This window comes from Pseudomonas sp. WS 5079, assembly GCF_012985465.1.
Taxonomy (GTDB): domain Bacteria; phylum Pseudomonadota; class Gammaproteobacteria; order Pseudomonadales; family Pseudomonadaceae; genus Aquipseudomonas.
The window spans coordinates 111560-138345 of sequence record NZ_JAAQWN010000010.1 but is presented as its reverse complement, the minus strand read 5'-3'; the positions used below and the strand labels follow the sequence as shown (position 1 = coordinate 138345).

Genomic DNA, 26786 nt, shown 5'->3' with positions numbered 1-26786 from the left:
CAAGGCAGCGGCTGGTGCTCGGGGCAACACCCGAAGGTGCCGCATGCCCTGCCGAAGCAGGGCCGCCTGGGGGTTACCCCAAGAATAGTTCTTACTTGATGGTCAGGGCTTCCAGCTTGCCGCTGTTACCAAACACATAAAGCATGTTGCCTACTACCAGCGGACGCGCACGCAGGCCGTCGCTGTCGATACGCTCACGGCCGACAAAGCGGCCATCCACCTGGCTCAGCAGGTGCAGGTAACCTTCCAGGTCGCCTACCGCTACATAGCTGGAGAATACTTCCGGAGCCGACAGTTGACGGCGAGCCAACGAGTCGTTGCTCCACAGGGCTGTGGTGGAACGTTCGTCGACGCTTTCAACGGTACCGGATGCCAGGCTCACGTAGACGCTGCCAAACCCTTGGGCGACACCGGCGTAGCTGGAAGCATCACGCTGCCACAGGACACGACCGCTTTGCAGGTCCAGCGCCGCAACACGGCCCTGGTAAGTGGCGACGTACAGGGTTTCGCCCGACAGCAGCAAGCCGCCGTCGATGTCCACGACACGGTCCAGCTCGGAGCGACCTTGCGGAATGGCGACCCGCGATTCCCAGGCCGGCACGCCGTTCTGGGTATCCAGGGCGACCACTTTACCGGTCGAAAGACCTGCCAGCGCCAGGTTATTGGTCACAACCGGACCACTGGTACCGCGCAACGTCAACACCGCAGGGGTGCTGTCATACAGCCAGCGCTGCTCACCGGTGTTGGCGTCGAGGCCGATGACACGGTCATCCTGGGTCTGCACCACGACGATGTCGCCGTTGGTGGCAGGCGGTGCGAGGACTTCACTGGTCACGCGAGCGCGCCATTTCTCTTCACCGTTGCTCGAATCCAGGGCCACGACTTCGCCTTTCAGCGTGCCGATCATCACCATGCCGTAACCCACGCCGACGGCGCCGGAAACCGGGAGCTCGAGGTCTTTCTTCCACTTGACGTCGCCGTTCATGCGATCCATGGAGATCACCACGCCCGTCACGTCAGCGGCCACAATGTTGTCACCGTCGATTGCCGGTACCAGCATGTTGTAGGTGTCGCCCTGGCCGTCACCGATGGAGCGGCTCCACTGCTTTTGCAGGACCACTTCTTCCTTGAAGCTGGTCAGCTCGGCCGGAGGCAGTTCTTTTTTGCTGTTGCTGCTGCAACCCGCGGCCAAAACGGCCAGAGCCAGCAATGCTGCATGTTTCCAACGGATCACGTCACGCATCCCCTTTGGCCAAGTCGTCCAGCTTGATTTGTAAGCCACCGACCGCTGCTTCATCAGACAGCGCAGCCTTGGCTTTTTGGTACGCAGCATTGGCTTCGTCGGTACGACCCAATTGGACCAGCAGGTCGCCCTTGAGCTCTTCGCGAGTGGCTACAAATGCCTTGTCAGCATCGCCGTCGAGCAGTTTCAGTGCTTCGTCGGCTTTGTTCTGTGCGGCCAGGACCTGGGCCAGGCGCTGACGTGCGATTTCACCCAGGGTCGGGTTGCTCGGTTTGTCGGCGATGGCTTTGAGCTCGGAGGCTGCATCATCCAGCTTACCGGTATCGACCGCGACTTTCGCGACGAACAGGCTGCCGTATTGGGCGTAGGTGCTACCACCAAATTCGTTTTTCAGCTTGCCGGCCAGGTCCGCCACTTGGGCAGGATCAGGTTTGCCAGTGGGCGTCAGCGTGGTTTCCAGCAGTTGCTGATAGAGCATCGAGGCGCCTTGCGACTGATTGCTCTGATACTTCTGGAACGCCTGCCAACCGAACACCACCACCAGCGCCAGCAGGCCGCCAGTTACCAAGGGTTTGCCGTTACGCTGCCACCAGTCTTTGAACTCGGCCAGCTGATCATCTTCAGTACTCGACACCCCAATACTCCTTAATCGCTAAATTCGGCTGTTTGACAGCTTCAACCCTGCACGATGCAGGTGGCCAAGTGCGCGGCAAGCGCATCAAAGGCAATGCTTTGTTGTTCGCCCTGGCCACGCAGGGGTTTGACACTTACCACTTGCTGGGCCAGTTCATCGTCGCCCAGGATCAGCGCGTACAACGCGCCGCTCTTGTCGGCTTTCTTAAATTGGCTCTTGAAGCTGCCAGCGCCGGCATTGACCAGCAGGCGCAGGCTCGGCAGTTGGTCGCGCAGTTGCTCGCTCAAGGCCAGGCCAGCCAATTCAGCTGCCTCGCCAAAGGCGCACAGGTACACGTCCACCTGACGGGAAATTTCTTCAGGGATCTGCTCCAGGGTTTCCAGCAGCAGGATCAGCCGCTCGATGCCCATGGCAAAACCCACGCCCGTGGTCGGCTTGCCGCCCATCTGCTCGACCAGGCCGTCGTAGCGCCCACCGGCACACACGGTGCCCTGGGCGCCGAGCTTGTCGGTGACCCACTCGAACACGGTCTTGCTGTAGTAATCGAGGCCGCGCACCAACTTGGGGTTGATCACGTAGGGAATACCGGCCGCATCCAGGCGAGCCTTGAGGCCCTCGAAGTGGGTGCGGGATTCGTCATCCAGGTAGTCGGCCATTTTCGGCGCGTCGACCAGCACGGCCTGGGTGTCGGCGTTCTTGGTATCGAGGACGCGCAACGGGTTGGTCTTCAGGCGACGCTGGCTGTCTTCATCGAGCTTGTCCAGGTGGGCCGACAGATACTCGACCAGGGCCTCACGGTAACGGCCACGGGACTCACTGGTGCCCAGGCTGTTGAGCTCGAGCTTGACCGCGTCGCGGATGCCCAATTGGCCCCACAGGCGCCAGGTCAGCACGATCAGCTCGGCGTCGATGTCCGGACCATCGAGGTTGAAGACTTCGCAACCGATCTGGTGGAATTGGCGATAACGGCCTTTTTGTGGGCGCTCGTGGCGGAACATCGGGCCGATGTACCACAGCTTCTGGGTCTGGCCACCACCGGTGATGCCATGCTCAAGCACAGCGCGCACGCACGCAGCGGTACCTTCCGGACGCAGGGTCAGGGAGTCGCCGTTGCGATCTTCGAAGGTGTACATCTCTTTTTCGACGATGTCGGTCACTTCACCGATGGAGCGTTTGAACAGCTCGGTGAACTCGACGATTGGCATGCGGATCTGCTTGTAACCGTAGTTATCCAGCAGGCGCGCGACCGTGCTCTCGAAATAGCGCCACAGGGGCGTCTGCTCGGGCAGGATGTCGTTCATGCCACGAATGGCTTGCAGAGACTTGCTCACATCAAATCCTTAAATTCGTTCGATCAGCCGCGAGCGATAAGCGCTGCGTCAGAGGCGACCTTCTCGGCCGCTTTCTCGCGGATCAGCCGTTCCAACTGATCCACCAGATTATCATTCGTCAATTTCTGCGACGGCTTGCCATCGATGTAAATCAGGTTCGGGGTACCGCCGGTCAGGCCCACATGCGCCTCCTTGGCCTCACCCGGCCCGTTGACCACGCAACCGATCACCGCGACATCCAGCGGCACCAGCAGGTCTTCCAGGCGTACTTCCAACTCGTTCATGGTTTTCACCACGTCGAAGTTCTGCCGCGAGCAACTCGGGCAGGCAATAAAATTGATGCCACGGGAGCGTAAATGCAGGGATTTGAGAATGTCGTAGCCGACTTTCACTTCCTCTACCGGGTCCGCCGCCAGGGAGATGCGAATGGTATCGCCAATCCCGTCGGCCAGCAGCATACCGAGACCCACCGCAGATTTCACTGTGCCTGAACGCAAACCACCGGCTTCGGTGATGCCCAGGTGCAACGGCTGCACGATTTCCTTGGCCAGCAGGCGGTAGGCTTCTACCGCCATGAACACGTCGGAAGCCTTTACGCTGACCTTGAAGTCCTGGAAATTCAGGCGCTCAAGGTGCTCAACGTGGCGCAGTGCAGACTCGACCAGGGCTGCCGGGGTAGGCTCGCCATATTTTTTTTGCAGGTCTTTTTCCAGGGAACCGGCGTTGACGCCGATACGGATCGGGATCCCGCGATCACGGGCCGCATCGACCACGGCACGCACGCGGTCTTCGCGACCGATGTTGCCCGGGTTGATCCGTAGGCAGTCGACACCCAGTTCGGCCACGCGCAACGCGATCTTGTAGTCGAAGTGGATATCGGCGACCAGTGGCACCTTGACCAATTGCTTGATGCGGCCAAACGCCTCGGCAGCGTCCATATCCGGCACGGAAACCCGCACGATATCGACGCCGGCGGCTTCCAAGCGGTTGATCTGGGCCACTGTGGCAGCCACATCATTGGTGTCGCTGTTGGTCATGCTCTGTACGGCGATGGGGGCATCGCCACCCACCGGCACCGAGCCGACCCAGATCTTGCGCGATACGCGACGTTTGATTGGAGATTCGCCGTGCATGACTATTGTCCCAACTTCAGGCGAGCGGTCTCGCCACTGGTGAACGGCGCCACGTCCACAGGCTGGCCGTTGTAGGCCACTTGCGCGCCACGGGCGAAGCCCAGACGCAGCGTCAAAGGAGGCTTGCCGACCTGATCAAGCGTATCTCCCTTACGCTTCAAAGCACTGAACAGGACCTTGCCATTGCCATCGGTGACTTGTGTCCAGCAGTCAGCGACGTAGGTAATCTGGAGACGGCCATCGCCCGCCACGCTGGCAGGCGCCTGGGCGGCAGGTGCGGCGACCGTTGGAGCGACGGGTGCGACCGGTGCCGGCACAACGGGGGCCTGGGCCGCAGTGGCCGGAACCTGGCTTGCGGGCGCGGCTGGAGCGGCTGCAACGACGGCCGGGGCCGACTCGGTGCCGGCTTCGGCAGGCGGTTGGCCTGCTTGCAGGTCAAGATTGGTTTCAGCCGTGGCCTCGCCCTGGGCGACAGCCTGGTCTTCCGGCTCGTCCAGGGGATGAATCTGGGTGGTGCCGTCGGCGCTTTCGACTTCGACGTGCTCCATAGCGTTGCTGATCAAGTCCTTGCTGCGCAGCGAGGTCTGGTCCTGCCACCAGACAAAACCACCACCGATCACCGCAATCAGCAGCAACAGGCTGACAATTCGCAAAATCGTGTGGGAAACACGCACGGGCTCTTCAATACGACCAAGACCGTGTACGTTGCTGCCCTGGGAATCAGTACCGGTGAACTGGTCGAATTGCTGGACCAGGATGGCCTGGTCGGTGCCCAGCAGCTTGGCGTAGGCACGGATATAACCGCGGGCGAAGGTATGCCCGGGCAGTTTGTCGAACGCGCCGTTTTCCAGGTTGCCCAGGGAAGTGGTGGTCAAATTGAGCTTGAGGGCCACTTCTTCGAGCGACCAACCATTGCTTTCGCGGGCCTGACGCAAGGTCTCGCCTGGGTTTACGCGATTAGCGGCTACAACTTCCGGGTGCGCGGCTTTCATCATTGCTCCGACAGGTATTGCTGATATTCCGGCGTACCGGGATAGAGTCGTTCTAGTTGCTGGCCAAAACGTGCGGCCTTGTCGCGTTCTTCATGAACTGTGGCCAGGCGCACACCAAGCAATAGACTACGTGCATTTTGCCCACTGAGCAGGCTAAAACGCTCGTAATAGTCACGTGCCGGCACATAATGCCTGTCTTCAAACGACAACTGGGCCATTTCAAGCAAGGCCCGTGGCTGGCGCTGGTTCAGGTGCAGGGCTTTTTCCAGTTGCCGGCGGGCGTCTTCACGTTGGCCAAGGCGCATGGAGGTCACTCCCAGGTTTTCGAAAACCCGCGAACGCTCAGGATATAGGGTATCAGTAGCTGCTTGCTGGAAATAACCGGCCGCGTGCTTATAACGCTCCTGCTGAAACAGGAAGCTGCCGTAGTTGTTAAGCAGGCGCGGATCATGGGGGCGAACCGCCAGGGCCTTCTGGAAATACTGGTCGGCCAGCTCGGGCTCGGCCTGGGCCTGGAACACCAGCGCTAGCGCAGCATTGGCGTCGGCATCCTGATTATCGAGGGCCAGGGCCTTTTGCAGCGGAACCTTGGCCTGCTCGCTCAAGCCCTGGCGCAAGTAACCCAACCCCAGCTGCACATAGGCAGCACGCGCTTCGTCGCGGCCCTTGCCAGTTTGCAGCGGGCTGTCAGAGCCCGATGAAACACAGCCAACCGAGAGGCTGGCAACAAGCAAAAGCAGCGCAAGGCGCAGGGGCATAGAGTTCCTCTCTCAGGTTCGTGTCGCGGCGTTCTGCGCCAGATCGCTGTCGGCGCTCAACTCGCGCACGGCGATATAACGCTCGCTACGACGGGTGCGATCCAGCACCTGTCCTACCAATTGACCACAGGCGGCGTCGATGTCTTCACCACGGGTGGTGCGCACAGTGACGTTGTAGCCTGCCTGGTGCAGTTGATCCTGGAAACGACGAATGGCGTTGTTGCTCGGCCGCTCGTAGCCAGAATGGGGAAACGGGTTGAACGGAATCAGGTTGATCTTGCACGGGGTGTTCTTAAGCAGCTCGATCATCTCGACCGCGTGTTCGACCTTGTCGTTGATGTCCTTGAGCATGGTGTACTCAATAGTCAGCACGCGCTTCTCGCCCAAAGTCGCCATATAACGCTGGCAAGATTCGAGCAGCATCTTAAGCGGATACTTCTTGTTGATCGGCACCAATTGGTTACGCAATGCGTCATTGGGCGCATGCAGCGACAACGCCAGGGAGACGTCGATGTGCTTGGCCAGCTCATCGATCATCGGGACCACGCCGGAGGTCGACAGGGTCACACGGCGCTTGGAAATGCCGTAGCCCAGGTCGTCCATCATCAGATGCATGGCCGCAATCACGTTGTCGAAGTTCAGCAGCGGCTCACCCATGCCCATCATCACCACGTTGGTGATGGCACGGTCGACGGTCGCCGGTACGCTGCCAAAGGATTTGTTGGCAATCCACACCTGGCCGATGACTTCGGCGGCGGTGAGGTTGCTATTGAAGCCTTGCTTGCCGGTGGAGCAGAAACTGCAGTCCAGGGCACAGCCTGCCTGGGACGAAACGCACAAGGTGCCGCGTTTGCCCTGGGGAATGTAGACGGTCTCGACGCAACTGCCGGACGCCACGCGCACCACCCACTTACGGGTGCCATCGCTGGAGATGTCCTCGCTGACAACCTCGGGACCACGAACCTCGGCAATCGCCTTGAGCTTGTCGCGCAGGGCCTTGCTGACGTTCGTCATGGCGTCGAAATCGTCGACGCCAAAGTGGTGAATCCACTTCATTACCTGACCGGCACGGAAACGCTTCTCCCCGATTGAGTCGAAGAATTTTTCCATTTCCTGTTGAGTCAGACCCAGCAGGTTGGTTTTTACAGTCGATGTAGTCATGGATTCACCTTCACTCTTTAAGCCAATGCTTAGCGAGTGGTTACTTCAGTAGCTGCGAAGAAGTACGAAATTTCGCGAGCAGCAGCGGCTTCGGAGTCCGAACCGTGTACAGCGTTGGCGTCGATGGAGTCAGCGAAGTCAGCACGGATGGTGCCGGCAGCAGCTTCTTTAGGGTTGGTAGCGCCCATCAGCTCACGGTTCAGAGCGATAGCGTTTTCGCCTTCCAGAACCTGTACAACAACAGGACCGGAGATCATGAAGGCAACCAGGTCGCCGAAGAAGCCACGAGCGCTGTGCTCAGCGTAGAAGCCTTCAGCTTCAGCCTTGGACAGTTGCTTGAGTTTCGAAGCTACAACCTTCAGGCCGGCTTTTTCGAAACGAGTGGTGATCTCGCCGATGACGTTTTTTGCAACAGCGTCAGGCTTGATGATGGAGAAAGTACGTTGAACAGCCATGGTGTAACTCCAGAAACGGTAATTTGCGAAAAATTAAACCCGCGAATTATACGCGGGTTCTTGGGTATTGCCTAACTGCGTGAGGGAGGCTTCAGTCCTGTTCTTCTTTCCAGGCAGTCTGGATAGCTTCAAGAACCTTTTCACCGCCGCGATCCCGCTCGTCTTCGAACCCTGGCAAGGCCATGACCATGTCACGCAAAGCTACAAAGTTCACGGAATAGGGATCCGTATCCGGATGGCCATCGGCCAGCAGAATAGCGATCTCTTGCACATCAACCCATTTAAGACTCATGACACTTCCTTGAATCAGTGCGGCGCTTCGGCCGCATGGTTGAGCGAATACTTCGGAATTTCGACGGTAAGGTCTTCTGTTCCCACCTTGGCCTGACAGCTCAGACGCGACGTCGGTTCCAGGCCCCACGCCCTATCAAGATAGTCCTCTTCCAGCTCATCGGCCTCTTCAAGGCTATTGAAACCTTCGCGGATAATGCAGTGACACGTGGTACAGGCGTTAACGCCACCACAAGCACTCTCGATCTCGATGTGGTTGTCGTGGGCAACTTCGAGAATGGACTTGCCGGTCTCAGCCTCCACGACCATACCGTCCGGGCAATGCTCGGCGTGTGGCAGAAAAATGACCTGCGGCATCAGTTATTCCTCGATTTCATTCAGGTTGCGTCCCGCCAGGGCGGCTTTCACCGTCTGGTTCATACGACGGGCGGCAAAGGCATCGGTTACTTGTGAAAGGCGCTTGGTCTGTTGTTCGATGGCATAGCCATCGGTGCCTTTCATCAATTGGGCCAGCTCCTGCATCTGCAGGTCGATGACCAGGCGTTCTTCAGCATCCAGCAGGCGCTCACCGTCTGCCTCAAGCGCGCCCTGCACCGCTTCAAGCAGGCGCTGGGCATCGACTTGCTGCTCACGCAACACACGGGCGACCTTATCGTCACCGGCATACTGGAACGAATCCTTGAGCATCTTGGCGATTTCGCCGTCAGTCAGGCCGTAGGACGGCTTGACCTGAATGCTGGCCTCAACGCCCGAACCCAGTTCGCGTGCAGCTACGCTGAGCAGGCCGTCGGCGTCGACCTGGAAGGTCACGCGGATCTTCGCCGCACCCGCGACCATGGCCGGGATGCCGCGCAATTCAAAACGCGCCAGGGAGCGGCAGTCGCTGATCAGCTCGCGCTCGCCTTGCAGCACATGGATCATCATGGCCGTCTGGCCATCTTTGTAAGTAGTGAAGTCCTGGGCGCGGGCGACGGGAATGGTGGTGTTGCGCGGAATCACCTTCTCCATCAGGCCACCCATGGTTTCCAGGCCCAGGGACAACGGAATCACGTCGAGCAGCAACAATTCGCCACCGTCACGCTTGTTGCCGGCCAGGGTATCGGCCTGGATCGCAGCCCCAATGGCCACCACTTGATCCGGATCGATTTCGGTCAATGGCTGGCGGCCAAAGGCTTCAGCCACCGCTTCGCGAACCCGAGGCACACGAGTCGAGCCGCCAACCATGACCACCGCACCCACTTCTTCCAGCTCAATGCCGGAATCACGAACCGCACGACGACAGGCTTTCAGACTGCGGGCAACCATTGGCTCGATCAGCGCATCAAAGGCGTCACGGGTCAGTTGGGCCGACCAGGAGCCGTAGGAAACTTCAACAGATGCGGCGTCAGTCAGCGCTTCCTTGGCGGCGCAGGCAGTTTGCAGCAGGTTACGCTGCTCGCCCGGATCCAGGTCGGCGGACAAGCCGGCGCTGGTGATAATCCAACCGGCGATGGCGTGGTCGAAGTCATCACCGCCCAGGGCACTGTCGCCACCAGTGGCCAGCACTTCAAACACTCCGCCGGTCAGGCGCAGGATCGAAATATCAAAGGTGCCGCCGCCCAGGTCGTAAATCGCAACCAGGCCTTCAGCGTGCTGGTCCAGGCCGTATGCCACGGCGGCCGCAGTCGGCTCGTTGAGCAGGCGCAACACATTGAGGCCGGCGAGTTTCGCTGCATCCTTGGTGGCTTGGCGCTGAGCATCGTCGAAGTAGGCAGGAACAGTGATTACCGCGCCAACCAATTCACCGCCCAAGGTGGTTTCTGCACGCTGGCGCAGCACCTTGAGGATATCGGCCGACACTTCCACCGGGCTTTTCGGCCCCTGGATAGTGTCGATGAACGGCATATGGGATTCGCCGCCGACAAAGCGATATGGCAGTTGGTCGCCCAATTGCTTGACGTCGGACAACCCACGCCCCATCAAGCGCTTGACCGACAGCACGGTATTGAGCGGGTCGGTAGACGCCGCCAGTCGAGCGGACTCGCCCACTTCGGTGCGATCCGCGTGATAGCGCACCGCCGACGGCAGGATCACCTGGCCATCAGCATCGGGCAACGGCTCGGAGAGACCGCTGCGCAGTGCGGCGACCAGTGAATTGGTAGTACCCAAGTCGATGCCAACCGCCAGGCGACGCTGGTGCGGTTGAGGACTTTGGCCGGGTTCGGCGATCTGCAGTAGAGCCATGGTAATCAGGTCTTATCTGTCTATCAGGCGTGCAATCTGTGCAGCACTGGGTTAATCGTCGAGGCGCTCTTCTAGCTGGCGCACTTCGTAAGTGAGCTTGTCGAGGAACTGCATGCGCCGCATCAGGCGTTCGGCCTGCTCACGTTGCGCTGCATCGTCCCAACAGGCTGCGAAGCTTTCGTTGAGTGCATCCTGGGCCACTTTCAGACGCCGCTTGAAGACCGCGACGCCAGCCAGATCGGCCTCGTCCTGCAGGTCTTCGAGCTCTTCACGCCATTGCATCTGCTGCATCAGGAAATCAGGGTCATGGACCGTGACTTCCAGCGGCATTTCGCCACCACCCATGGCGAGCAGGTAACGCGCGCGCTTGGGAGGGCTTTTGAGCGTCTGATAGGCTTCGTTGAGGCTGGCTGACTGCTCCAGCGCCAGGCGCTGCTCACGCTCGGAAGCGTCGGCAAAGCGATCCGGATGCACCCCACGCGCCAATTCACGGTAGCGCGTGGCAAGCTGCTCGAGGTCCAGGCGAAAACTCGGCTGCAACTCGAATAAAGCGAAATGACAAGGAGTACCCACAAATAGCCTCAGATGTTGAAGCTTTCGCCGCAGCCACATTCACCGCGCACGTTAGGGTTGTTGAACTTGAAGCCTTCGTTCAACCCTTCCTTGACGAAATCGAGCTCGGTGCCGTCCAGGTAGGTCAGGCTTTTCGGGTCGATGATCACTTTCTCGCCGTGACTTTCGAACACCTGATCTTCCGCAACCACCTCGTCGACGAACTCCAGCACATAGGCAAGGCCGGAACAGCCTGTGGTGCGCACACCCAGACGAATCCCCTCACCTTTACCGCGCCCATCCAGGGAGCGTCGCACGTGCCGCGCAGCCGCTTCTGTCATGCTGATAGCCATCGTTGACTCCTTACTCGTCGCCAAATGCTTAGATCAAGCCTTTCTTCTGCTTGTAGTCGCGAACGGCCGCCTTGATGGCGTCCTCTGCAAGTACCGAGCAGTGAATTTTCACGGGCGGCAGGGCCAGCTCTTCAGCCAACTGGGTGTTGCTGATAGTGACAGCCTCATCCAGGGTCTTGCCTTTCATCCATTCGGTCGCCAGGGAACTGGAGGCGATGGCTGAACCGCAGCCGTAGGTCTTGAACTTGGCGTCTTCGATAACGCCAGCGTCGTTGACCTTGATCTGCAGGCGCATGACGTCGCCGCACGCCGGGGCGCCGACCATGCCGGTGCCCACATCAGGATCTTCCGCGTCCATCTTGCCGACGTTGCGCGGGTTTTCGTAGTGGTCGATGACCTTTTCGCTGTAAGCCATGGTACTGAATCCTCACTCATCAGGGCCGCTCTGGAACCCTGTAAAAACGCCTGCGTTTTCCGCCACGTTCCTACAGAGCTTGGGTGGCGGCTTCTATATTTAGTGTGCCGCCCACTCGATCTTGGAAATATCGACACCGTCTTTGTACATGTCCCACAGCGGCGACAGGGTGCGCAGCTTGGTGACCGCTTCGCAGACTTTCTGCGCTGCGTAGTCGACTTCTTCTTCGGTGGTGAAACGGCCGAACGTAAAGCGGATCGAGCTGTGTGCCAACTCGTCGTTGCGGCCCAGGGCACGCAGGACGTAGGACGGCTCGAGGGAGGCCGAGGTGCAGGCCGAACCGGACGAAACCGCCAGGTCCTTGAGCGCCATGATCAGCGACTCGCCTTCGACGTAGTTGAAGCTCAAATTCAGGTTGTGCGGTACACGGGCGGTCATGCTGCCGTTGATGTACAGCTCTTCAAGGTTCTCGACCTGCTTGTAGAAGCGATCGCTGAGGGCCTTGATGCGCACGTTTTCGCCAGCCATGTCTTCCTTGGCTACGCGGAAGGCTTCACCCATGCCGACGATCTGGTGGGTCGCCAGGGTGCCAGAACGCATGCCGCGCTCGTGACCGCCGCCGTGCATGGTGGCTTCGATACGCACGCGAGGCTTGCGGCTCACGTACAGCGCACCAATGCCTTTAGGGCCGTAGGTCTTGTGGGCCGAGAACGACATCAGGTCGACTTTCAGCTTGGACAGGTCAATGTCGACCTTGCCGGTAGACTGGGCAGCATCGACATGCAGCAACACGCCTTTGGAGCGGGTCAGCTCGCCAATGGCGGCGATGTCGTTGATGGTGCCGATTTCGTTGTTCACGTGGATCACGGAAACCAGGATGGTGTCTTCACGCATCGCGGCTTCGATCATGGCCGGGGTGACGATACCGTCAGTGGTGGGCTCGAGGTAAGTCACCTCGAAACCTTCACGCTCCAGTTGGCGCATGGTGTCGAGGACAGCCTTGTGCTCAATCTTGGTGGTGATCAGGTGCTTGCCCTTGGTCGCGTAGAAATGCGCGGCGCCCTTGATTGCCAGGTTGTCGGACTCGGTGGCACCGGACGTCCAGACGATTTCACGCGGGTCGGCATTGACCAGGTCGGCGACCTGGCGACGAGCGTTTTCCACCGCCTCCTCGGCTTTCCAGCCGAAAACGTGGGAACGGGACGCCGGGTTGCCGAAGTTTCCGTCAACCAGCAGGCATTCGCTCATCTTTTGCGCGACACGCGGATCAACCGGGGTGGTCGCTGAGTAATCAAGGTAAATCGGCAATTTCATGGACTTTCTCCTAAATCAGGCTGGCTGGCGTGCCGTTAGCTCTTCGGCTGTCACTCGACGGCGGACGCTTCAATCTTGTCCAGACGCGGCGCCTTGGTATTGCATCGGCGCTGGTCCTGACGCTGGGCTACTTCCTGCACCTCACGGCGAGTCACAAGATCAGCCAAGCTGATACCGCTCAAAAACTCATGGATCTGCAGGCTCAGGTCACACCACAAGTGGTGCGTCAGGCAGGTGTCGCCGGCATGGCAATCACCCAGGCCCTGGCACTTGGTGGCATCGACGGATTCATTGACCGCATCGATCACCTGGGCGACCTGGATGCCCTGCATGTCGCGGGACAACTGATAACCGCCGCCCGGGCCACGCACACTGGAAACCAGGTTGCTGCGGCGCAACTTGGCGAACAGTTGCTCAAGATAAGACAGGGAAATGCCTTGGCGCTCGGAGATATCGGCCAGGGACACCGGCCCGTTTTGCGCGTGCAAGGCCAGATCGAGCATGGCGGTCACCGCGTATCGGCCTTTTGTAGTCAGTCTCATGGACAAGTACCAAGGTGTTTCAGAATGGGAGCAAGTATGCGATTCCCGAGTATTTAAGTCAACTATAAGACCTAGTACTTTAGTCAGGAATACCCGTAAAAAGGGCGCGCGAATCATAGCAGGGTGGGGTGGAATCGAACAGCAGGAACCTGGCGAGGGCCCAACCTCAAGACCAACGGAGGTCAAATGCGGGAGCGGGTTAGCCTGCGATGGCGGTGGATCAGCCGCCCATGGGGTGACTGGCAGACCGCTATCACCGGCAAGCCAGCTCCCACAGGGGACTTTATCAATCTTAAAACCTAACCCACCTTGGTGGCACCGGCCTCATCCTTGATCTCGGCGAAGTCTTCTTCGCGCAACTCAGGCAGATCTTTCGCACAGTAAGGACTACCCAGATCTTTCAACGCGCCGCACATGCCATCCAGCTTGCCGTCCACCGCCTGCAGGTGGTCGAGCAACTGGCCAATGGCGCGCGCTACCGGATCCGGCATGTCTTCGCTGACGCCATAAGCGTCGAAGCCGATCTTCTCGGCCATGGCCTTACGCTTGGCCTCCTGCTCAGTGCCGACTTCCGGCTTGACGATGATCCGCCCCGGAATCCCCACTACGGTTGCGCCTGGCGGCACAGCCTTGGTGACCACGGCATTGGAGCCAACCTTGGCACCGGCACCGACCGTAAACGGGCCCAGGACCTTGGCGCCTGCCCCGACCACCACACCATCTTCAAGGGTCGGGTGACGCTTGCCCTTGTTCCAGGTGGTGCCGCCCAGCGTCACGCCCTGGTACAGGGTCACGTCATCACCAATCTCGGCCGTCTCACCAATCACGATGCCCATGCCATGGTCGATGAAGAAGCGACGACCGACCTTGGCCCCCGGATGAATCTCGATCCCGGTCAGCCAGCGGCCAAAGTTCGACACCAGCCGCGCCAACCACTTCCAGCCCATGCCCCACAAGGCGCCGGACAAGCGGTGAATCCAGATCGCGTGCATGCCCGGGTAGCAGGTCAGCACTTCAAAGGCGTTGCGCGCCGCCGGGTCACGATGGAAAACACTTTGGATATCTTCTCGCAGACGCTCGAACATTTTTAATCCTTCCGCTTCAGAAGCTCGCCACGGGCCGCTTTCTGGGTCTCCGTGAGGATGCCACGCAATATATTCATCTCTGCCCGGCTGACCGAGCTACGTCCGTAAAGCCTTCGCAGGCGCGCCATCAAGTGCCTCGGTTTTTCCGGATCGAGGAATTCGATGGCCACCAGGGTTTGCTCCAAGTGCTCATAGAACCGTTCCAGCTCATCCATGGTGGCCAATTCGCCACTTTTGGTGGATGCAACCTCGTCCTTCTCCATTTTGCTCGGCTGGCCTTGTGCTGCCAGCCAGGCCATGCGCACTTCATAACTCAACACCTGCACCGCTGCCCCGAGGTTCAGCGAGCTGAATTCGGGGTCTGATGGGATGTGCACGTGATAATGACATCGCTGCAGCTCGTCATTGGTCAAGCCAGAGTCTTCACGACCAAACACCAAGGCGATTTCAGCGCCACCAGCCGCCTCTTCGACCACTTTGGCCCCGCATTCGCGGGGATCGAGCAGCGGCCAGGGGATGCGGCGGTCGCGAGCACTGGTGCCGAGCACCAGGTTGCAACCCACCAGGGCATCTTCCAGGGTGGCGACGACCTGGGCTTTTTCCAGGAGGTCATTGGCGCCGGAGGCACGAGCGTCGGCTTCGTGGTGCGGGAACACACGCGGTTCCACCAGCACCAGGCGCGTCAGCCCCATGTTTTTCATGGCCCGCGCCACCCCGCCGATATTGCCGGGGTGACTGGTATTGACGAGGACGACACGAATGTTTTGCAGCAAGGGAGGCGCTCGCGGACACGGGAAAGGGGAGCAAATCTTACAGAACAGCCTAAGGTTATGCCATGAAAGCGAACGTCGTCCTTCACCTGAAGAAAGTTTCTGCTAGAATGCTCGGCTTTCTTTAACAACCTTAGGTGACACATCCATGCAGCCCATGCTGAATATCGCGCTGCGCGCCGCCCGCAGCGCCAGTGAATTGATCTTCCGCTCCATCGAGCGCCTGGATACCATCAAGGTCGACGAAAAAGACGCCAAGGATTATGTATCCGAGGTGGATCGCGCCGCCGAACAGAAAATCATCGACGCCCTGCGCAAGGCCTACCCTACCCACGGCATCCTCGGTGAAGAAACCGGCCTGCACAAAGGTAGCGGCGAAGGCGAAGACTACCTGTGGATCATCGACCCACTGGATGGCACCACCAACTTCCTGCGCGGCATCCCGCACTTTGCCGTAAGCATTGCCTGCAAATACCGTGGCCGCCTGGAGCACGCCGTGGTCCTGGACCCGGTTCGCCAGGAAGAATTCACCGCCAGCCGTGGCCGTGGCGCCCAATTGAACGGTCGTCGCCTTCGCGTCAGCGGTCGCACCAGCCTGGACGGCGCCCTGCTGGGCACCGGTTTCCCGTTCCGTGACGACCAGATGGACAACCTGGAAAACTACCTGGGCATGTTCCGCGCCCTGGTTGGCCAGACCGCCGGCATCCGCCGCGCCGGTGCCGCCAGCCTGGACCTGGCGTATGTGGCCGCCGGTCGTTTTGATGCGTTCTGGGAGTCGGGCCTGTCCGAGTGGGACATGGCTGCAGGCGCCCTGCTGATTCAAGAAGCCGGCGGCCTGGTGAGCGACTTCACCGGTGGTCACGACTTCCTGGAGAAGGGTCACGTGGTTGCAGGCAACACCAAATGCTTCAAGGCAGTCCTGACGGCGATCCAGCCGCACCTGCCGGCTTCGCTGAAGCGCTAAGCGAGCGAGCACAAAAAAGCACCCTTAGGGGTGCTTTTTTATGCCCGGGATTTGACCAAGAACCAATACCCACTGACCCCACTGTGGGAGCTGGTTTGCCGGCGATAGCGGTTGGCCAGCCAACTTGCTTAATACTGACCCGCCGCTATCGCCGGCAAGCCGGCTCCTACAGGATATGTGGGTTACTGCTGATTCTGGCCGAGGATCAGGCGACCCTCTTTATCCACAGGGATCTGGCTACCCGGATCACGCTCCATGCGCACCGATCCTTCCTTGCCATCCAGGTTGTAACGCACGTCATACCCGACCACCTTGTCGCTGATGTCGTTGACGGTGTTACAGCGAGTTTGCGTGGTGGTGTAGGTATCACGGTTCTGCATGCCTTCCTGAACCTTGTTACCGGCATAACCGCCACCCACTGCGCCGGCTACGGTGGCAATCTTCTTGCCAGTACCACCGCCGATCTGGTTACCCAGCAGGCCGCCTGCCAGGGCGCCGACCACCGTGCCGGCGATTTGATGCTGATCCTGCACCGGACGCTGCCGGGTCACGGTGACGTCCTTGCAGACCTCACGGGGAGTTTTGATCTGGGTCTTGACCGGCTGCACCGCCAGCACTTGCGCATACTCAGGGCCGCTTTTTACCAGGCTGTAGGTGGCAACAGCACCCCCGGCAGTCACACCGACAGCACCCAATACCGCACCAACCAGTAACGACTTGTTCACGTGAACCTCCTGACCATCACAAGCGGACTGAAACGTCCGCGCTATACCCAGCCTTGGAGCAAAAAAAAAGGCGCGAGTTCAATACTCGCGCCTTCTTTGCAACAGTGGATCAACAAACACCCATCAAGGGCGGTCGTCGACCTCCTTGTCGGTCGCAACAGGAGGAATCAGGTCTTCGCTGTTGAGGTTCAGCCAGATCAACACCACGTTGGCGATGTAGATCGACGAGTAGGTGCCCGCCAGGACGCCGATAAACAGCGCCAGGGAGAAGCCCCACAGGTTGTCGCCACCGAAGATCATCAGCGCGGCAATCGCCAGCAAGGTGGAAATCGACGTCGCCATGGTGCGCAACAGGGTCTGGGTGGTGGAGATGTTGATGTTCTCGATCAACGTCGCCTTGCGCAGTACCCGGAAGTTCTCGCGAACCCGGTCGAATACCACGATGGTGTCGTTGAGGGAGTAACCAATGATCGCCAGCACCGCCGCCAATACCGTCAAATCGAAGGTGATCTGGAAGTACGCCAGGATACCCACGGTCACGATCACGTCGTGGATCAGCGAGACAATGGCACCGACGCCGAACTTCCACTGAAAGCGGAACGCCAGGTAGACCATGATGCCGGCCAGCGCCATCAGCATGCCGAGGCCGCCCTGGTCGCGCAGCTCTTCACCTACCTGCGGGCCGACGAACTCGACGCGCTTGACCGAAGCCGGGTTATCGCCACCGACCTTGAGCAAGGCCTCGGCCACCTGGTGGCCCAGTTGCGGGTCTTCACCCGGCATCCGCACCAGCAGGTCGGTGGTCGCACCAAAGCTCTGCACGATCGCCTCGTGGTAACCGGCCTCGTTCAGTTGGGTACGCACCTTGGTGACATCGGCCGGCTTCTCGTAGGTCAGCTCGATGAGCGTACCGCCGGTGAAGTCCAGACCGTAGTTCAGGCCCTTATGGAACCAGCTGAACAACGCCAGGACGGTAAGGAGCACAGTGACGCCGAACGCAACGTTGCGAACGCCCATGAAGTTGATTGTACGTAACATGGCAGCCCCTTAAATCCACAACTTCTTGAAGTCACGCCCGCCAAAGATCAGGTTGACCATTGCGCGGGTCACCATGATGGCCGTGAACATCGAGGTAAAGATACCGAGGGACATGGTCACCGCAAAACCCTTGACCGGGCCGGTGCCCATGGCAAAGAGAATCCCGCCGACCAGCAATGTGGTCAGGTTGGAGTCGAGAATCGCGGTAAATGCCCGGCCGAAACCTTCGTTGATTGCCCGTTGCACGCTCATGCCCGCCGCGATCTCTTCACGAATCCGCGAGAAGATCAGCACGTTGGCGTCCACCGCCATACCCATGGTGAGTACGATACCGGCGATACCCGGCAGGGTCAGTGTAGCCCCCAGCAGCGACATCAAGGCCAGCAGCAGCACCATGTTCACCGCCAGCGCAACCGTGGCAATGATGCCGAAGAAGCGATAGATGGCGATGATGAACAGCGAAACGAACAGCATGCCCCACAGGGAAGCGTCGATACCCTTGGTGATGTTGTCAGCACCCAGGCTCGGACCAATGGTGCGCTCCTCGGCGAAGTACATCGGTGCCGCCAGGCCACCGGCACGCAGCAGCAATGCCAGCTCGGAGGACTCACCCTGGCCGTTCAGGCCGGTGATACGGAATTGAGCACCCAACGGCGACTGGATGGTCGCCAGGCTGATGATCTTCTTCTCTTCCTTGAAGGTCTGTACGGCTACGTCCTTCTCGACGCCATTGACCATTTGCTTGGTGTAGGTGGTCACCGGGCGTTGCTCGATGAAGATCACCGCCATGCTGCGACCGACGTTGCTGCGGGTGGCGCGGCTCATCAGTTCGCCACCATGACCATCCAGGCGGATGTTCACTTCAGGCGTGCCGTGCTCGCCAAAACCAGCCTTGGCATCCGTCACCTGGTCACCGGTGATGATCAGGCCACGCTCGATCTGCGCTGCTGGGCGATTGCCCTCGCGGAACTCGAACATTTCGGAAGTAGCCTTGGAAGCACCCGGCTCGGCAGCCAGGCGGAACTCAAGGTTGGCGGTCTTACCGAGAATCCGCTTGGCTTCAGCGGTGTCCTGCACGCCTGGCAGCTCAACCACTATGCGGTTGGCGCCCTGGCGCTGGACCAGAGGCTCGGCCACACCCAGCTCGTTGACGCGGTTACGTACCGTGGTCAAGTTCTGCTTGATGGAGTATTCACGGATTTCCGCCAGCTTGGCCGGGGTCATCGCCAGACGCAGCACCGGCTGACCATTGAGGTCGGCAGGAACAATGTCGAAATCGTTAAAGCTTTTGCGAACCAGGGCGCGTGCCTGTTCACGGGTGGCTTCGTCAGCAAAGCCCAGCTGGATGGCACCGTTGAGCTGCGGCAGGCTGCGATAACGCAGGCGCTCTTTGCGCAGCAGGCTCTTCACATCGCCTTCGTAGACTTTCATGCGTGCATCGAGGGCTTTGTCCATGTCCACTTCCAACAGGAAGTGCACACCACCGGACAAGTCCAGGCCCAGCTTCATCGGGTGCGCGCCGAGGCTGCGCAGCCATTGCGGAGTGGTTTGTGCCAGGTTCAGTGCGACTACATAGTCATCACCCAATACCTTGCGCACAACATCCTTGGCCGGCAATTGGTCTTCTTGCTTGGCCAGGCGCAACAAACCGCCCTTGCCGTTCGGCGTCAGGCTGGAAGCCTTGACCGTCAAGCCGGCTTCGGTAAGCGCCTTGCTCGCGCGCTCGAGGTCGGCATCGGTCACTTGCAACGACGTGCTAGCGCCGCTGATCTGGATCGCCGGGTCATCTGGATAGAGATTGGGAGCGGAATAAATAAAACCGATCGCCAGCACCGCCAGGATCAGTACGTATTTCCACAGAGGGTATTTGTTCAGCATCACGCCGCCCGCTTATGACGCGGGGCGCCTTGCGCGCCCCGTCGATTGGTAAAAGTTGTTACTCAGATCGCTTTGAGCGTGCCTTTTGGCAGCGTGGCGGCGATGGCGCCTTTCTGGAACTTCATTTCAACGGTGTCGGAGACTTCCAGTACCACGAAAGCATCGGAAACCTTGGTGATCTTGCCAGCGATACCGCCGGTGGTGACCACTTCGTCGCCTTTTTGCAGGCTGCCCAGCAGGTTTTTCTGCTCTTTGGCGCGCTTGGCCTGTGGACGCCAGATCATCAGGTAGAAGATGACCAGGAAGCCGACCAGGAAAATCCACTCGAAACCACCGCCCATAGGACCGGCAGCGGCCGGTGCAGCGGCGTCAGCCATAGCGTTAGAGATAAAAAAGCTCATTTAGCACTCCAGTTGCAAATAGTGAATCTTAGGGTCGGGAAACTCAGTCCAAGGGCGGCACAGGCAGCCCGCGCTTGGCATAGAAGGCATCGACAAAGGCGGCCAATGTACCCTGTTGAATAGCCTCGCGCAAACCAGCCATCAGGACTTGGTAGTGACGCAAATTGTGGATGGTATTCAACATGCTACCCAGCATTTCCCCGCATTTGTCCAGATGGTGCAGATAAGCACGGGAGAAGTTCTGGCAGGTGTAGCAATCACAGGTGGGATCCAGCGGCGAATCATCATGGCGATGGAACGCGTTACGGATCTTCAGCACGCCTGTATCAATGAACAGATGCCCATTGCGGGCATTACGGGTTGGCATCACGCAATCGAACATGTCCACACCGCGGCGCACACCCTCTACGAGATCTTCTGGTTTGCCAACGCCCATAAGGTAACGAGGTTTGTCAGAAGGCATCAGGCCTGGCAGGTAGTCCAGCACCTTGATCATTTCGTGCTTGGGCTCGCCCACCGACAGGCCGCCAATGGCCAGGCCATCGAAGCCGATCTTGTCCAGGCCTTCGAGCGAGCGCTTGCGCAGGCTTTCGTGCATGCCGCCCTGGACGATGCCGAACAACGCGGCAGTGTTGTCGCCGTGGGCATTCTTCGAACGCTGGGCCCAGCGCAACGACAACTCCATGGAGATCCGCGCCACGTCTTCATCGGCCGGGTACGGCGTGCACTCGTCAAAAATCATCACAATGTCTGAGCCCAGGTCACGCTGGACCTGCATCGACTCTTCCGGGCCCATGAACACCTTGGAACCGTCCACCGGCGAGGCGAAGGTCACGCCCTCCTCCTTGATCTTGCGCATGGCGCCCAGGCTGAACACCTGGAATCCACCGGAGTCGGTGAGGATCGGGCCTTGCCACTTCATGAAGTCATGCAGGTCGCCATGCTTCTTGATCACTTCGGTGCCCGGGCGCAGCCACAGGTGGAAGGTATTGCCGAGGATGATCTCGGCGCCGGTGGCGACAATGTCACGCGGCAGCATGCCCTTGACCGTGCCGTAGGTGCCGACCGGCATGAACGCCGGGGTCTCCACGGTGCCACGGGGGAAGGTCAGGCGGCCGCGACGGGCTTTACCGTCAGTAGCCAACAATTCAAACGACATACGACTCATAGTTGTTCCTCTGGGCCGCGCGGCGCCGGATTACGGGTGATAAACATCGCATCACCGTAGCTGAAAAAACGGTACCCATTATCGATGGCGGCCTGATAGGCGGCCATGGTCTCGGGGTAACCGGCAAATGCCGACACCAGCATCAACAGCGTGGATTCCGGCAAATGGAAGTTGGTGACCAGGCAATCGACCACATGGAACGGCCGGCCTGGGTAGATAAAGATATCGGTGTCGCCACTGAACGGCTTGAGCACGCCATCGCGCGCGGCACTCTCCAGGGAACGCACGCTGGTGGTGCCCACCGCGACCACCCGCCCGCCACGCGCCTTGCACGCGTTGACCGCGTCCACCACGGCCTGGCTGACTTCCAGCCATTCGCTGTGCATATGGTGATCTTCGATGTTCTCCACACGCACCGGCTGAAACGTCCCTGCCCCCACGTGCAGGGTCACATAGGCCGTCTCGACACCCTTGGCGGCAATCGCCTCCAGCAGCGGCTGGTCAAAATGCAGCCCAGCCGTCGGCGCGGCGACGGCGCCGAGGCGCTCGGAGTAAACCGTCTGATAGCGCTCGCGGTCCGAATCTTCGTCGGGGCGGTCTATATAAGGAGGCAACGGCATATGGCCGACACGCTCCAGCAGCGGCAACACTTCTTCGGCAAACTTGAGCTCGAACAGCGCGTCATGGCGCGCCACCATCTCGGCCTCGCCACCGCCATCAATCAGAATGCTCGACCCCGGTTTCGGCGACTTGCTGGAGCGCACATGGGCCAGCACACGATGGCTGTCCAGCACCCGTTCCACGAGGATTTCCAGCTTGCCGCCGGAAGCCTTCTGGCCAAACAGCCGCGCCGGAATCACCCGGGTATTGTTGAAGACCATCAAGTCGCCTGGGCGTAAATGCTCAAGCAAATCAGTAAATTGACGGTGTGCAAGGGCACCGTTGACCCCGTCCAGGGTCAACAGTCGGCTGGCGCGACGCTCGGCCAAAGGGTGGCGAGCGATCAGCGAATCCGGCAGTTCAAAAGTAAAGTCAGCAACGCGCATGATGGGGTTCGTCTAGCAGGGCCGGGAAGTCTAGCGGAAATAGTGAAAATAGACCATGAAACGTGATTGACCAACGGTAATCACGTCTCTATACTTCGCCGCCATTGAGCCCTGATGGCGGAATTGGTAGACGCGGCGGATTCAAAATCCGTTTTCGAAAGGAGTGGGAGTTCGAGTCTCCCTCGGGGCACCATCTTAAAAAAAGACCTTGAAATTCAAGGTCTTTTTTTTCGCCTGCAGAAAAGTGATCATCTCCCCCCGCACCAGACAGTAGAGGCCCCAGGACCATGGAATTGACACTCGAAGCCGTTGCTCTGTTCGCCCTCAAGCTGGTGCATGAGACGGAAGATGGCAGCCCGATCCTGCGCGACGATCTGGTGATGGATGGGTATGAACGGGAGGTGTTTGGGTTGCTGGTGCGCAGTGGCGACCTGGCAACTATCCAACGCAAGTTGGATGAATGCATGAAGTTGGCCCTGGAGACGTTGGGGGGTGCCAACACGGTAATGGGCCGCGAGTTGCAAAAGCTGGCGGCCCAAGTCCGGCAAGCCTCGACGCTGGAGGAACTAAAGCCCCCACTCGCCGCACTTAAGGACTACCTCAAGGCCATCTTGTAACGCACCCTCCCTGCCCCACCACAAGGACCGCCCAATGATCGACTTCAACAACAAAGGCTTCTTCAAGCTCAAGCAAAACAATGAATACGCCGAACGCGTTGCATCCCTGCTGCTCGATGACGAACACGTGGTCGATGCCTACAAAGCCATGCGCGACGGTGTGGTGTTTACCACCAAGCGCATCATCGCTGTGAACGTGCAAGGCATCACCGGCAGCAAGAAGGACTTCACTTCCCTGCCGTACAAAAACATTGTCGCGTACTCGGTGGAAACCTCCGGCACGTTCGACCTGGATTCGGAGTTGGAGATCTACTTCTCGTCATTGGGCAAAGTGAAGTTCGAGTTCACGGGCAAGACCTCGATGGTGGAAATCTCCAGGCTGATTTCCAAGCACCTGCTGGGTTGATCGGCCGGTAAAACCAAGGTCTTTTTACCGCAAGCCGTGTGATTCAGCGGCTGTATGCCATCAAATGTGGGAGCTGGCTTGCCGGCACCCTAGAACTACCCGCCTACACCAACTCTCTCACCCAGCGCTCAAGTCCTTCCTCCGTCAACCATACCGGACACTTGCCCTTGACCGCCAACACCTCGTTCCGTTGCTTCATTGAGGACGGTAAACAGTGCGTGCATGAGGCGTTCTATTACATCAATCCTGATGGCACGCCTTGTTATCCGGATGCAGCACTGCAGAACCCGCCGGCCGCGCAATCACACAAATATCATCCCCCAACGGTCTGACACTCGTGAATTCAAGCCTCACAGCTTCACCCAGTTTGTCGATCGGCCACTCCAACGCAGGCTTGGCAGTTGAACCCAGGAACTTGGCAGCAATATGGAATATGTACTCATCCACCAGGTTCAAACGCGCGAACGCCGCCACCAGCCGCGAGCCGGCCTCGATCAGTACCTCGTTGGCTCCACGGTTTGCCAAGGTCTTGAGCAATGCTTCAAGCGGCACCTGCCCGTCGACCGCGTCAAACATCAGTAACTCCTGGCCCTCGCCCGGATCGGTCAGCGAGGTCGAAGTGGTCGCCACCAACGTCGGGCCGGCGGTGAAAAAGGCAGCGTTCGGGGGCACTCGTCTTTGGCTGTCAATCAGCACACGCAGGGGCGGTCGCTCCATGGCCAGGCAAGCCTGGGACTCCTCCAACTGCAACTCGGCCTTACGTATCGTCAACCGCGCCTGATCCCGCAGCACCGTGTCCGCACCGGTGATGACGGCACTCGACTGCGCCCGCAGGCGCTGGGTTTCTGCCCGCGCCAGCGGCCCGGTAATCCATTGGCTTTCACCGCTGTGCATGGCGGTTCGGCCATCCAGGCTGATGCCCATTTTCACCCGCACCAGTGGCAGGCCAGTGACCATTCGTTTGATAAACCCTCGATTGAGCTGCCGTGCCTGTTGCTCCAGCAGGCCAAACGCGACACTGATACCCGCAGCACGCAGGCGCCTGACGCCCTGGCCGGCAACCTGCGGATTGGGATCGACCATGGCGATAACCACCTGTTTCACCCCGGCGCTGATCAGTGCATCGGCGCAAGGCGCAGTGGCGCCAAAATGACAACAGGGCTCCAGTGTCACATAAGCCGTTGCGCCGGCAGCGGCGGCGCCTGCCTGGCGCAGGGCGTGCACTTCAGCATGGGCGTGCCCTGCCCGGACATGCCAGCCCTCGCCGACAATGCGCCCGTAATTGACGATGACGCACCCGACGCGCGGGTTGGGGCTGGTGGAATACAGTCCCAACTGCGCCAGCTCGATTGCCCTTTGCATGCACTCAATCGGGTTCATAGGGTCATCACTCGCTGAGCGCTGCATCTTGACTGAGGGCTGGGCGGGTCAGTTTGACGCCAGTTCGAACGCACAGTGTGTAGTCGTCCAGAAACAATACGTGTTTTAACGCGTCAATAAGCCTGTCGTTCTGCTCACGATTCCTGGAGGAAATGCGCAAGTATCGATCGGCGTCATCCATGACTTTTCCGCTGCATTCCTTAATGAAGATGCTGAAGTCATCAACCAGCAACGCAGCCAGTTCCGGGGCCGACGGGTAGCCTGGTTTCAAGCGGCACAACACAAAGTTGCTGGCCGTAGCGAATACCTCAAGGGCCTCGATTTCACGTAGCTGCGCAACCAGATCATCCGTCTCGCTGCGCACCTGGGCGCAACTGGCCGCATATTCTTTACGGTATTGCGGAAGGTTGAGCATGAACTCCTCGGCAAATCCGTTGATGTTCCAGATCGGCAGTTCCTTACGCAAAGCGTCCAACCAGTCCTGGTCCGCACTGGCCGCGTACCCCAGCCTCAGGCCGCCAATACCGAAGGTTTTGCTCATGCTCCTTAGTACGATGATTCTTGGCAAAACCAAGAGGTCGTGGAGCAACGATTGATCCCGTGCATCGCCGGAAAAATCAAGAAATGACTCGTCCACTATCAGATAGGGCGCCTGATTCCGGGTACGCCGGTAGAGTTCCAGGATCGTATCCTTGGGAATAAGCCCGCCCGTGGGATTGTTCGGCGTCACCAACACAATCGCACTCGGCTTTTGTTGCTCAATGACGCGCAGCGTGTGCTCGATATCCAGCGCAAACTGATTTTGCGCAGTCAATCTGATCGTCGTAACACGCTCCACGGGGAAGGCATTGGCAAATTCATTGAACGAAGGTTCGAACACCAGCAAATTGCCGCCAAAGAGCCTGGGCATCAGACGAATGATTTCCGAGACACCGTTGGCAATCACCAGGTTTTCGGTAGGCACCCCCAGGAAGTCCGACAATAGCGGCAGGCTCGCACCCGCCGAGGCAGGATAGTTGAGGGCGATGTCAGCGAAGCGGTCAACCATCAGCTTCTTCAGCCCCGCAGGCGGGAAGTGCAGGTTGTAGATGAGGGCGTGGTCGGTCACAGGGAAGCGCCAATACCCCCCATGCTGGCTGGAAAGCAACGCATGCTTATGCTCGGAAAACTGATAAGACGCGATACGCAGGTCATATAAGTTATCTATTTCAATCCAGGTGCCCGGATCGACTTCAATTGCCTTGAACCCCATACCTTGCGTACACGCAGTTTTGAAAGTCACTTCGTAATAGTCATTCAACCGGTTGTTCCTGACGTTCCGTTCAAGTTCTCCGATCAAATAATTTTTGCAGAATTGGGCTGACAAGTAATAGATATTGGCCGTTTTGAGTGGCCTATCGGCGGTCAGATGATCATCAGCTTTGCTGCTACCAAACTGTCGGATAAGTCCATGGGCATCCACCTCGGCAAAGGTGCCTTCCATCAGTGGGGTAAGTGGTGAGACAACTGCCAGGCATTCGCGACCGCTTTGTGCGTCCAAAGCCGTAATTACCGAGGCGCGAAAGAAAATATCGCCCTCCAGCAACGTGACCCCCTCCTCGCCTTCCAGTTCATGGGAGGCCAGATACAACGAATACAAATTATTGGTAGTGGCCCACTCTGCGTTTTCGATAAATCGCACGGTCACCGGCAACTCCAGCGCCGCGACAAAGGCCCGTATCTTCAGACCCTTGTAGCCGATCACCACTACAACCTCCTGGTAACCCGCCTCGACGAGAATATTCAGTGCATTAGCCAGGATACTAAGGCCATTGACCTCAGTCAGTGGCTTGGGAGTAGAGTCAGAGGCTCGTCCAAGACGAGACCCCATGCCTGCGGCAAGGACAATAGCTTTTTTCATCACAGTTCACC

At 59.1% G+C, this 26786-nt stretch carries 29 protein-coding genes and 1 tRNA gene; 4 read left to right on the top strand and 26 right to left on the bottom strand.

Going from position 1 to position 26786, the window contains the following annotated elements:
* Nucleotides 1-91: 91 nt before the first annotated feature.
* From bamB to trmJ, 18 genes are all read right to left on the bottom strand, one after another.
* Nucleotides 92-1243 (bottom strand): outer membrane protein assembly factor BamB, encoded by a 1152-nt coding sequence (gene bamB, locus HBO05_RS24555; RefSeq protein WP_032858293.1) that lies wholly within the window; start codon nucleotides 1241-1243, stop codon nucleotides 92-94.
* Nucleotides 1236-1877 carry a tetratricopeptide repeat protein gene (locus tag HBO05_RS24550; protein ID WP_029298536.1) on the bottom strand — a complete coding sequence of 214 codons (642 nt, stop codon included), beginning with the start codon at nucleotides 1875-1877 and terminating at the stop codon, nucleotides 1236-1238. The genes bamB and HBO05_RS24550 overlap by 8 nt, the downstream gene beginning before the upstream one ends.
* 41 nt (nucleotides 1878-1918) lie before the next feature.
* Nucleotides 1919-3208 carry a histidine--tRNA ligase gene (gene hisS, locus HBO05_RS24545; protein WP_099169878.1) on the bottom strand — a complete coding sequence of 430 codons (1290 nt, stop codon included), beginning with the start codon at nucleotides 3206-3208 and terminating at the stop codon, nucleotides 1919-1921.
* Nucleotides 3209-3231: 23 nt separating this feature from the next.
* Nucleotides 3232-4341: a flavodoxin-dependent (E)-4-hydroxy-3-methylbut-2-enyl-diphosphate synthase gene (gene ispG, locus HBO05_RS24540; RefSeq protein ID WP_057437947.1), complete on the bottom strand. Its 1110-nt coding sequence runs from the start codon at nucleotides 4339-4341 to the stop codon at nucleotides 3232-3234.
* 2 nt (nucleotides 4342-4343) lie between these two features.
* A complete protein-coding gene (locus HBO05_RS24535) occupies nucleotides 4344-5333 on the bottom strand; it encodes a RodZ family helix-turn-helix domain-containing protein (RefSeq protein WP_169956317.1) in 990 nt (329 codons plus the stop codon).
* Nucleotides 5333-6091 carry a type IV pilus biogenesis/stability protein PilW gene (pilW, locus tag HBO05_RS24530; protein ID WP_169956315.1) on the bottom strand — a complete coding sequence of 253 codons (759 nt, stop codon included), beginning with the start codon at nucleotides 6089-6091 and terminating at the stop codon, nucleotides 5333-5335. Before pilW ends, HBO05_RS24535 begins: the two co-directional genes overlap by 1 nt.
* Nucleotides 6092-6103: 12 nt before the next feature.
* Complete coding sequence (gene rlmN / locus HBO05_RS24525) at nucleotides 6104-7252, bottom strand: 23S rRNA (adenine(2503)-C(2))-methyltransferase RlmN (protein ID WP_169956313.1); 1149 nt, start codon at nucleotides 7250-7252, stop codon at nucleotides 6104-6106.
* A 29-nt stretch (nucleotides 7253-7281) separates the two neighbouring features.
* On the bottom strand, nucleotides 7282-7707 hold the full coding sequence (gene ndk, locus HBO05_RS24520; RefSeq protein ID WP_017846179.1) for a nucleoside-diphosphate kinase: 426 nt from the start codon (nucleotides 7705-7707) through the stop codon (nucleotides 7282-7284).
* A 91-nt stretch (nucleotides 7708-7798) separates the two neighbouring features.
* Nucleotides 7799-7999, bottom strand: a complete 201-nt coding sequence (iscX, locus tag HBO05_RS24515) for a Fe-S cluster assembly protein IscX (RefSeq protein ID WP_057437937.1) — start codon at nucleotides 7997-7999, stop codon at nucleotides 7799-7801.
* Nucleotides 8000-8013: 14 nt separating this feature from the next.
* The gene (gene fdx, locus HBO05_RS24510; protein WP_016977666.1) at nucleotides 8014-8355 is read right to left on the bottom strand and encodes an ISC system 2Fe-2S type ferredoxin; all 342 of its coding nucleotides are present in this window, start codon (nucleotides 8353-8355) and stop codon (nucleotides 8014-8016) included.
* Nucleotides 8356-8358: 3 nt separating this feature from the next.
* Nucleotides 8359-10221: a Fe-S protein assembly chaperone HscA gene (hscA, locus tag HBO05_RS24505; protein WP_169956311.1), complete on the bottom strand. Its 1863-nt coding sequence runs from the start codon at nucleotides 10219-10221 to the stop codon at nucleotides 8359-8361.
* Between the two features lie 51 nt (nucleotides 10222-10272).
* A complete protein-coding gene (gene hscB, locus HBO05_RS24500; RefSeq protein ID WP_169956309.1) occupies nucleotides 10273-10794 on the bottom strand; it encodes a co-chaperone HscB in 522 nt (173 codons plus the stop codon).
* 8 nt (nucleotides 10795-10802) lie between these two features.
* Nucleotides 10803-11126 carry an iron-sulfur cluster assembly protein IscA gene (gene iscA, locus HBO05_RS24495; RefSeq protein WP_010565230.1) on the bottom strand — a complete coding sequence of 108 codons (324 nt, stop codon included), beginning with the start codon at nucleotides 11124-11126 and terminating at the stop codon, nucleotides 10803-10805.
* 28 nt (nucleotides 11127-11154) lie between these two features.
* A complete protein-coding gene (gene iscU, locus HBO05_RS24490) occupies nucleotides 11155-11541 on the bottom strand; it encodes a Fe-S cluster assembly scaffold IscU (RefSeq protein ID WP_028617851.1) in 387 nt (128 codons plus the stop codon).
* A 99-nt stretch (nucleotides 11542-11640) separates the two neighbouring features.
* The gene (locus HBO05_RS24485; RefSeq protein WP_169956307.1) at nucleotides 11641-12855 is read right to left on the bottom strand and encodes an IscS subfamily cysteine desulfurase; all 1215 of its coding nucleotides are present in this window, start codon (nucleotides 12853-12855) and stop codon (nucleotides 11641-11643) included.
* A gap of 50 nt (nucleotides 12856-12905) precedes the next feature.
* A complete protein-coding gene (gene iscR, locus HBO05_RS24480) occupies nucleotides 12906-13397 on the bottom strand; it encodes a Fe-S cluster assembly transcriptional regulator IscR (protein WP_003210305.1) in 492 nt (163 codons plus the stop codon).
* 299 nt (nucleotides 13398-13696) lie between these two features.
* The gene (gene cysE / locus HBO05_RS24475) at nucleotides 13697-14482 is read right to left on the bottom strand and encodes a serine O-acetyltransferase (protein WP_169956306.1); all 786 of its coding nucleotides are present in this window, start codon (nucleotides 14480-14482) and stop codon (nucleotides 13697-13699) included.
* 2 nt (nucleotides 14483-14484) lie between these two features.
* A complete protein-coding gene (gene trmJ, locus HBO05_RS24470) occupies nucleotides 14485-15255 on the bottom strand; it encodes a tRNA (cytosine(32)/uridine(32)-2'-O)-methyltransferase TrmJ (protein ID WP_170058289.1) in 771 nt (256 codons plus the stop codon).
* A gap of 145 nt (nucleotides 15256-15400) precedes the next feature.
* Between trmJ and suhB the strand changes: the two genes are divergently transcribed.
* A complete protein-coding gene (suhB, locus tag HBO05_RS24465; RefSeq protein ID WP_003175971.1) occupies nucleotides 15401-16216 on the top strand; it encodes an inositol-phosphate phosphatase in 816 nt (271 codons plus the stop codon).
* Between the two features lie 182 nt (nucleotides 16217-16398).
* Here suhB and HBO05_RS24460 read toward each other — a convergent pair whose 3' ends face one another.
* The 6 genes from HBO05_RS24460 to queA all read right to left on the bottom strand — a co-directional run bounded on the left by HBO05_RS24460 (nucleotide 16399) and on the right by queA (nucleotide 22472).
* Nucleotides 16399-16941: a glycine zipper 2TM domain-containing protein gene (locus tag HBO05_RS24460; protein ID WP_029298576.1), complete on the bottom strand. Its 543-nt coding sequence runs from the start codon at nucleotides 16939-16941 to the stop codon at nucleotides 16399-16401.
* Nucleotides 16942-17064: 123 nt separating this feature from the next.
* A complete protein-coding gene (gene secF / locus HBO05_RS24455; protein ID WP_169956302.1) occupies nucleotides 17065-17979 on the bottom strand; it encodes a protein translocase subunit SecF in 915 nt (304 codons plus the stop codon).
* A 9-nt stretch (nucleotides 17980-17988) separates the two neighbouring features.
* Nucleotides 17989-19857, bottom strand: coding sequence for a protein translocase subunit SecD (secD, locus tag HBO05_RS24450; protein WP_169956300.1), 1869 nt, complete (start codon nucleotides 19855-19857; stop codon nucleotides 17989-17991).
* 62 nt (nucleotides 19858-19919) lie between these two features.
* Entirely contained in the window at nucleotides 19920-20258 is a 339-nt protein-coding gene (gene yajC, locus HBO05_RS24445) for a preprotein translocase subunit YajC (RefSeq protein ID WP_003175975.1), read from the bottom strand.
* 43 nt (nucleotides 20259-20301) lie between these two features.
* A complete protein-coding gene (tgt, locus tag HBO05_RS24440; protein ID WP_032858353.1) occupies nucleotides 20302-21417 on the bottom strand; it encodes a tRNA guanosine(34) transglycosylase Tgt in 1116 nt (371 codons plus the stop codon).
* 5 nt (nucleotides 21418-21422) lie between these two features.
* Nucleotides 21423-22472: a tRNA preQ1(34) S-adenosylmethionine ribosyltransferase-isomerase QueA gene (queA, locus tag HBO05_RS24435; protein WP_170042975.1), complete on the bottom strand. Its 1050-nt coding sequence runs from the start codon at nucleotides 22470-22472 to the stop codon at nucleotides 21423-21425.
* 108 nt (nucleotides 22473-22580) lie between these two features.
* Between queA and HBO05_RS24430 the strand changes: the two genes are divergently transcribed.
* The 3 genes from HBO05_RS24430 to HBO05_RS24420 all read left to right on the top strand — a co-directional run bounded on the left by HBO05_RS24430 (nucleotide 22581) and on the right by HBO05_RS24420 (nucleotide 23495).
* Nucleotides 22581-22665, top strand: a tRNA-Leu gene (locus tag HBO05_RS24430).
* A gap of 94 nt (nucleotides 22666-22759) precedes the next feature.
* On the top strand, nucleotides 22760-23089 hold the full coding sequence (locus HBO05_RS24425) for a hypothetical protein (RefSeq protein WP_169956296.1): 330 nt from the start codon (nucleotides 22760-22762) through the stop codon (nucleotides 23087-23089).
* 34 nt (nucleotides 23090-23123) lie between these two features.
* Nucleotides 23124-23495 carry a PH domain-containing protein gene (locus tag HBO05_RS24420; protein WP_172314404.1) on the top strand — a complete coding sequence of 124 codons (372 nt, stop codon included), beginning with the start codon at nucleotides 23124-23126 and terminating at the stop codon, nucleotides 23493-23495.
* Between the two features lie 240 nt (nucleotides 23496-23735).
* On the opposite strand, the gene ribD is transcribed toward HBO05_RS24420, so the two are convergent.
* Entirely contained in the window at nucleotides 23736-24875 is a 1140-nt protein-coding gene (gene ribD, locus HBO05_RS24415; RefSeq protein ID WP_172314402.1) for a bifunctional diaminohydroxyphosphoribosylaminopyrimidine deaminase/5-amino-6-(5-phosphoribosylamino)uracil reductase RibD, read from the bottom strand.
* A gap of 7 nt (nucleotides 24876-24882) precedes the next feature.
* A complete protein-coding gene (locus tag HBO05_RS24410; protein ID WP_172314400.1) occupies nucleotides 24883-26775 on the bottom strand; it encodes an aminotransferase class I/II-fold pyridoxal phosphate-dependent enzyme in 1893 nt (630 codons plus the stop codon).
* Between the last annotated feature and the right edge of the window lie 11 nt (nucleotides 26776-26786).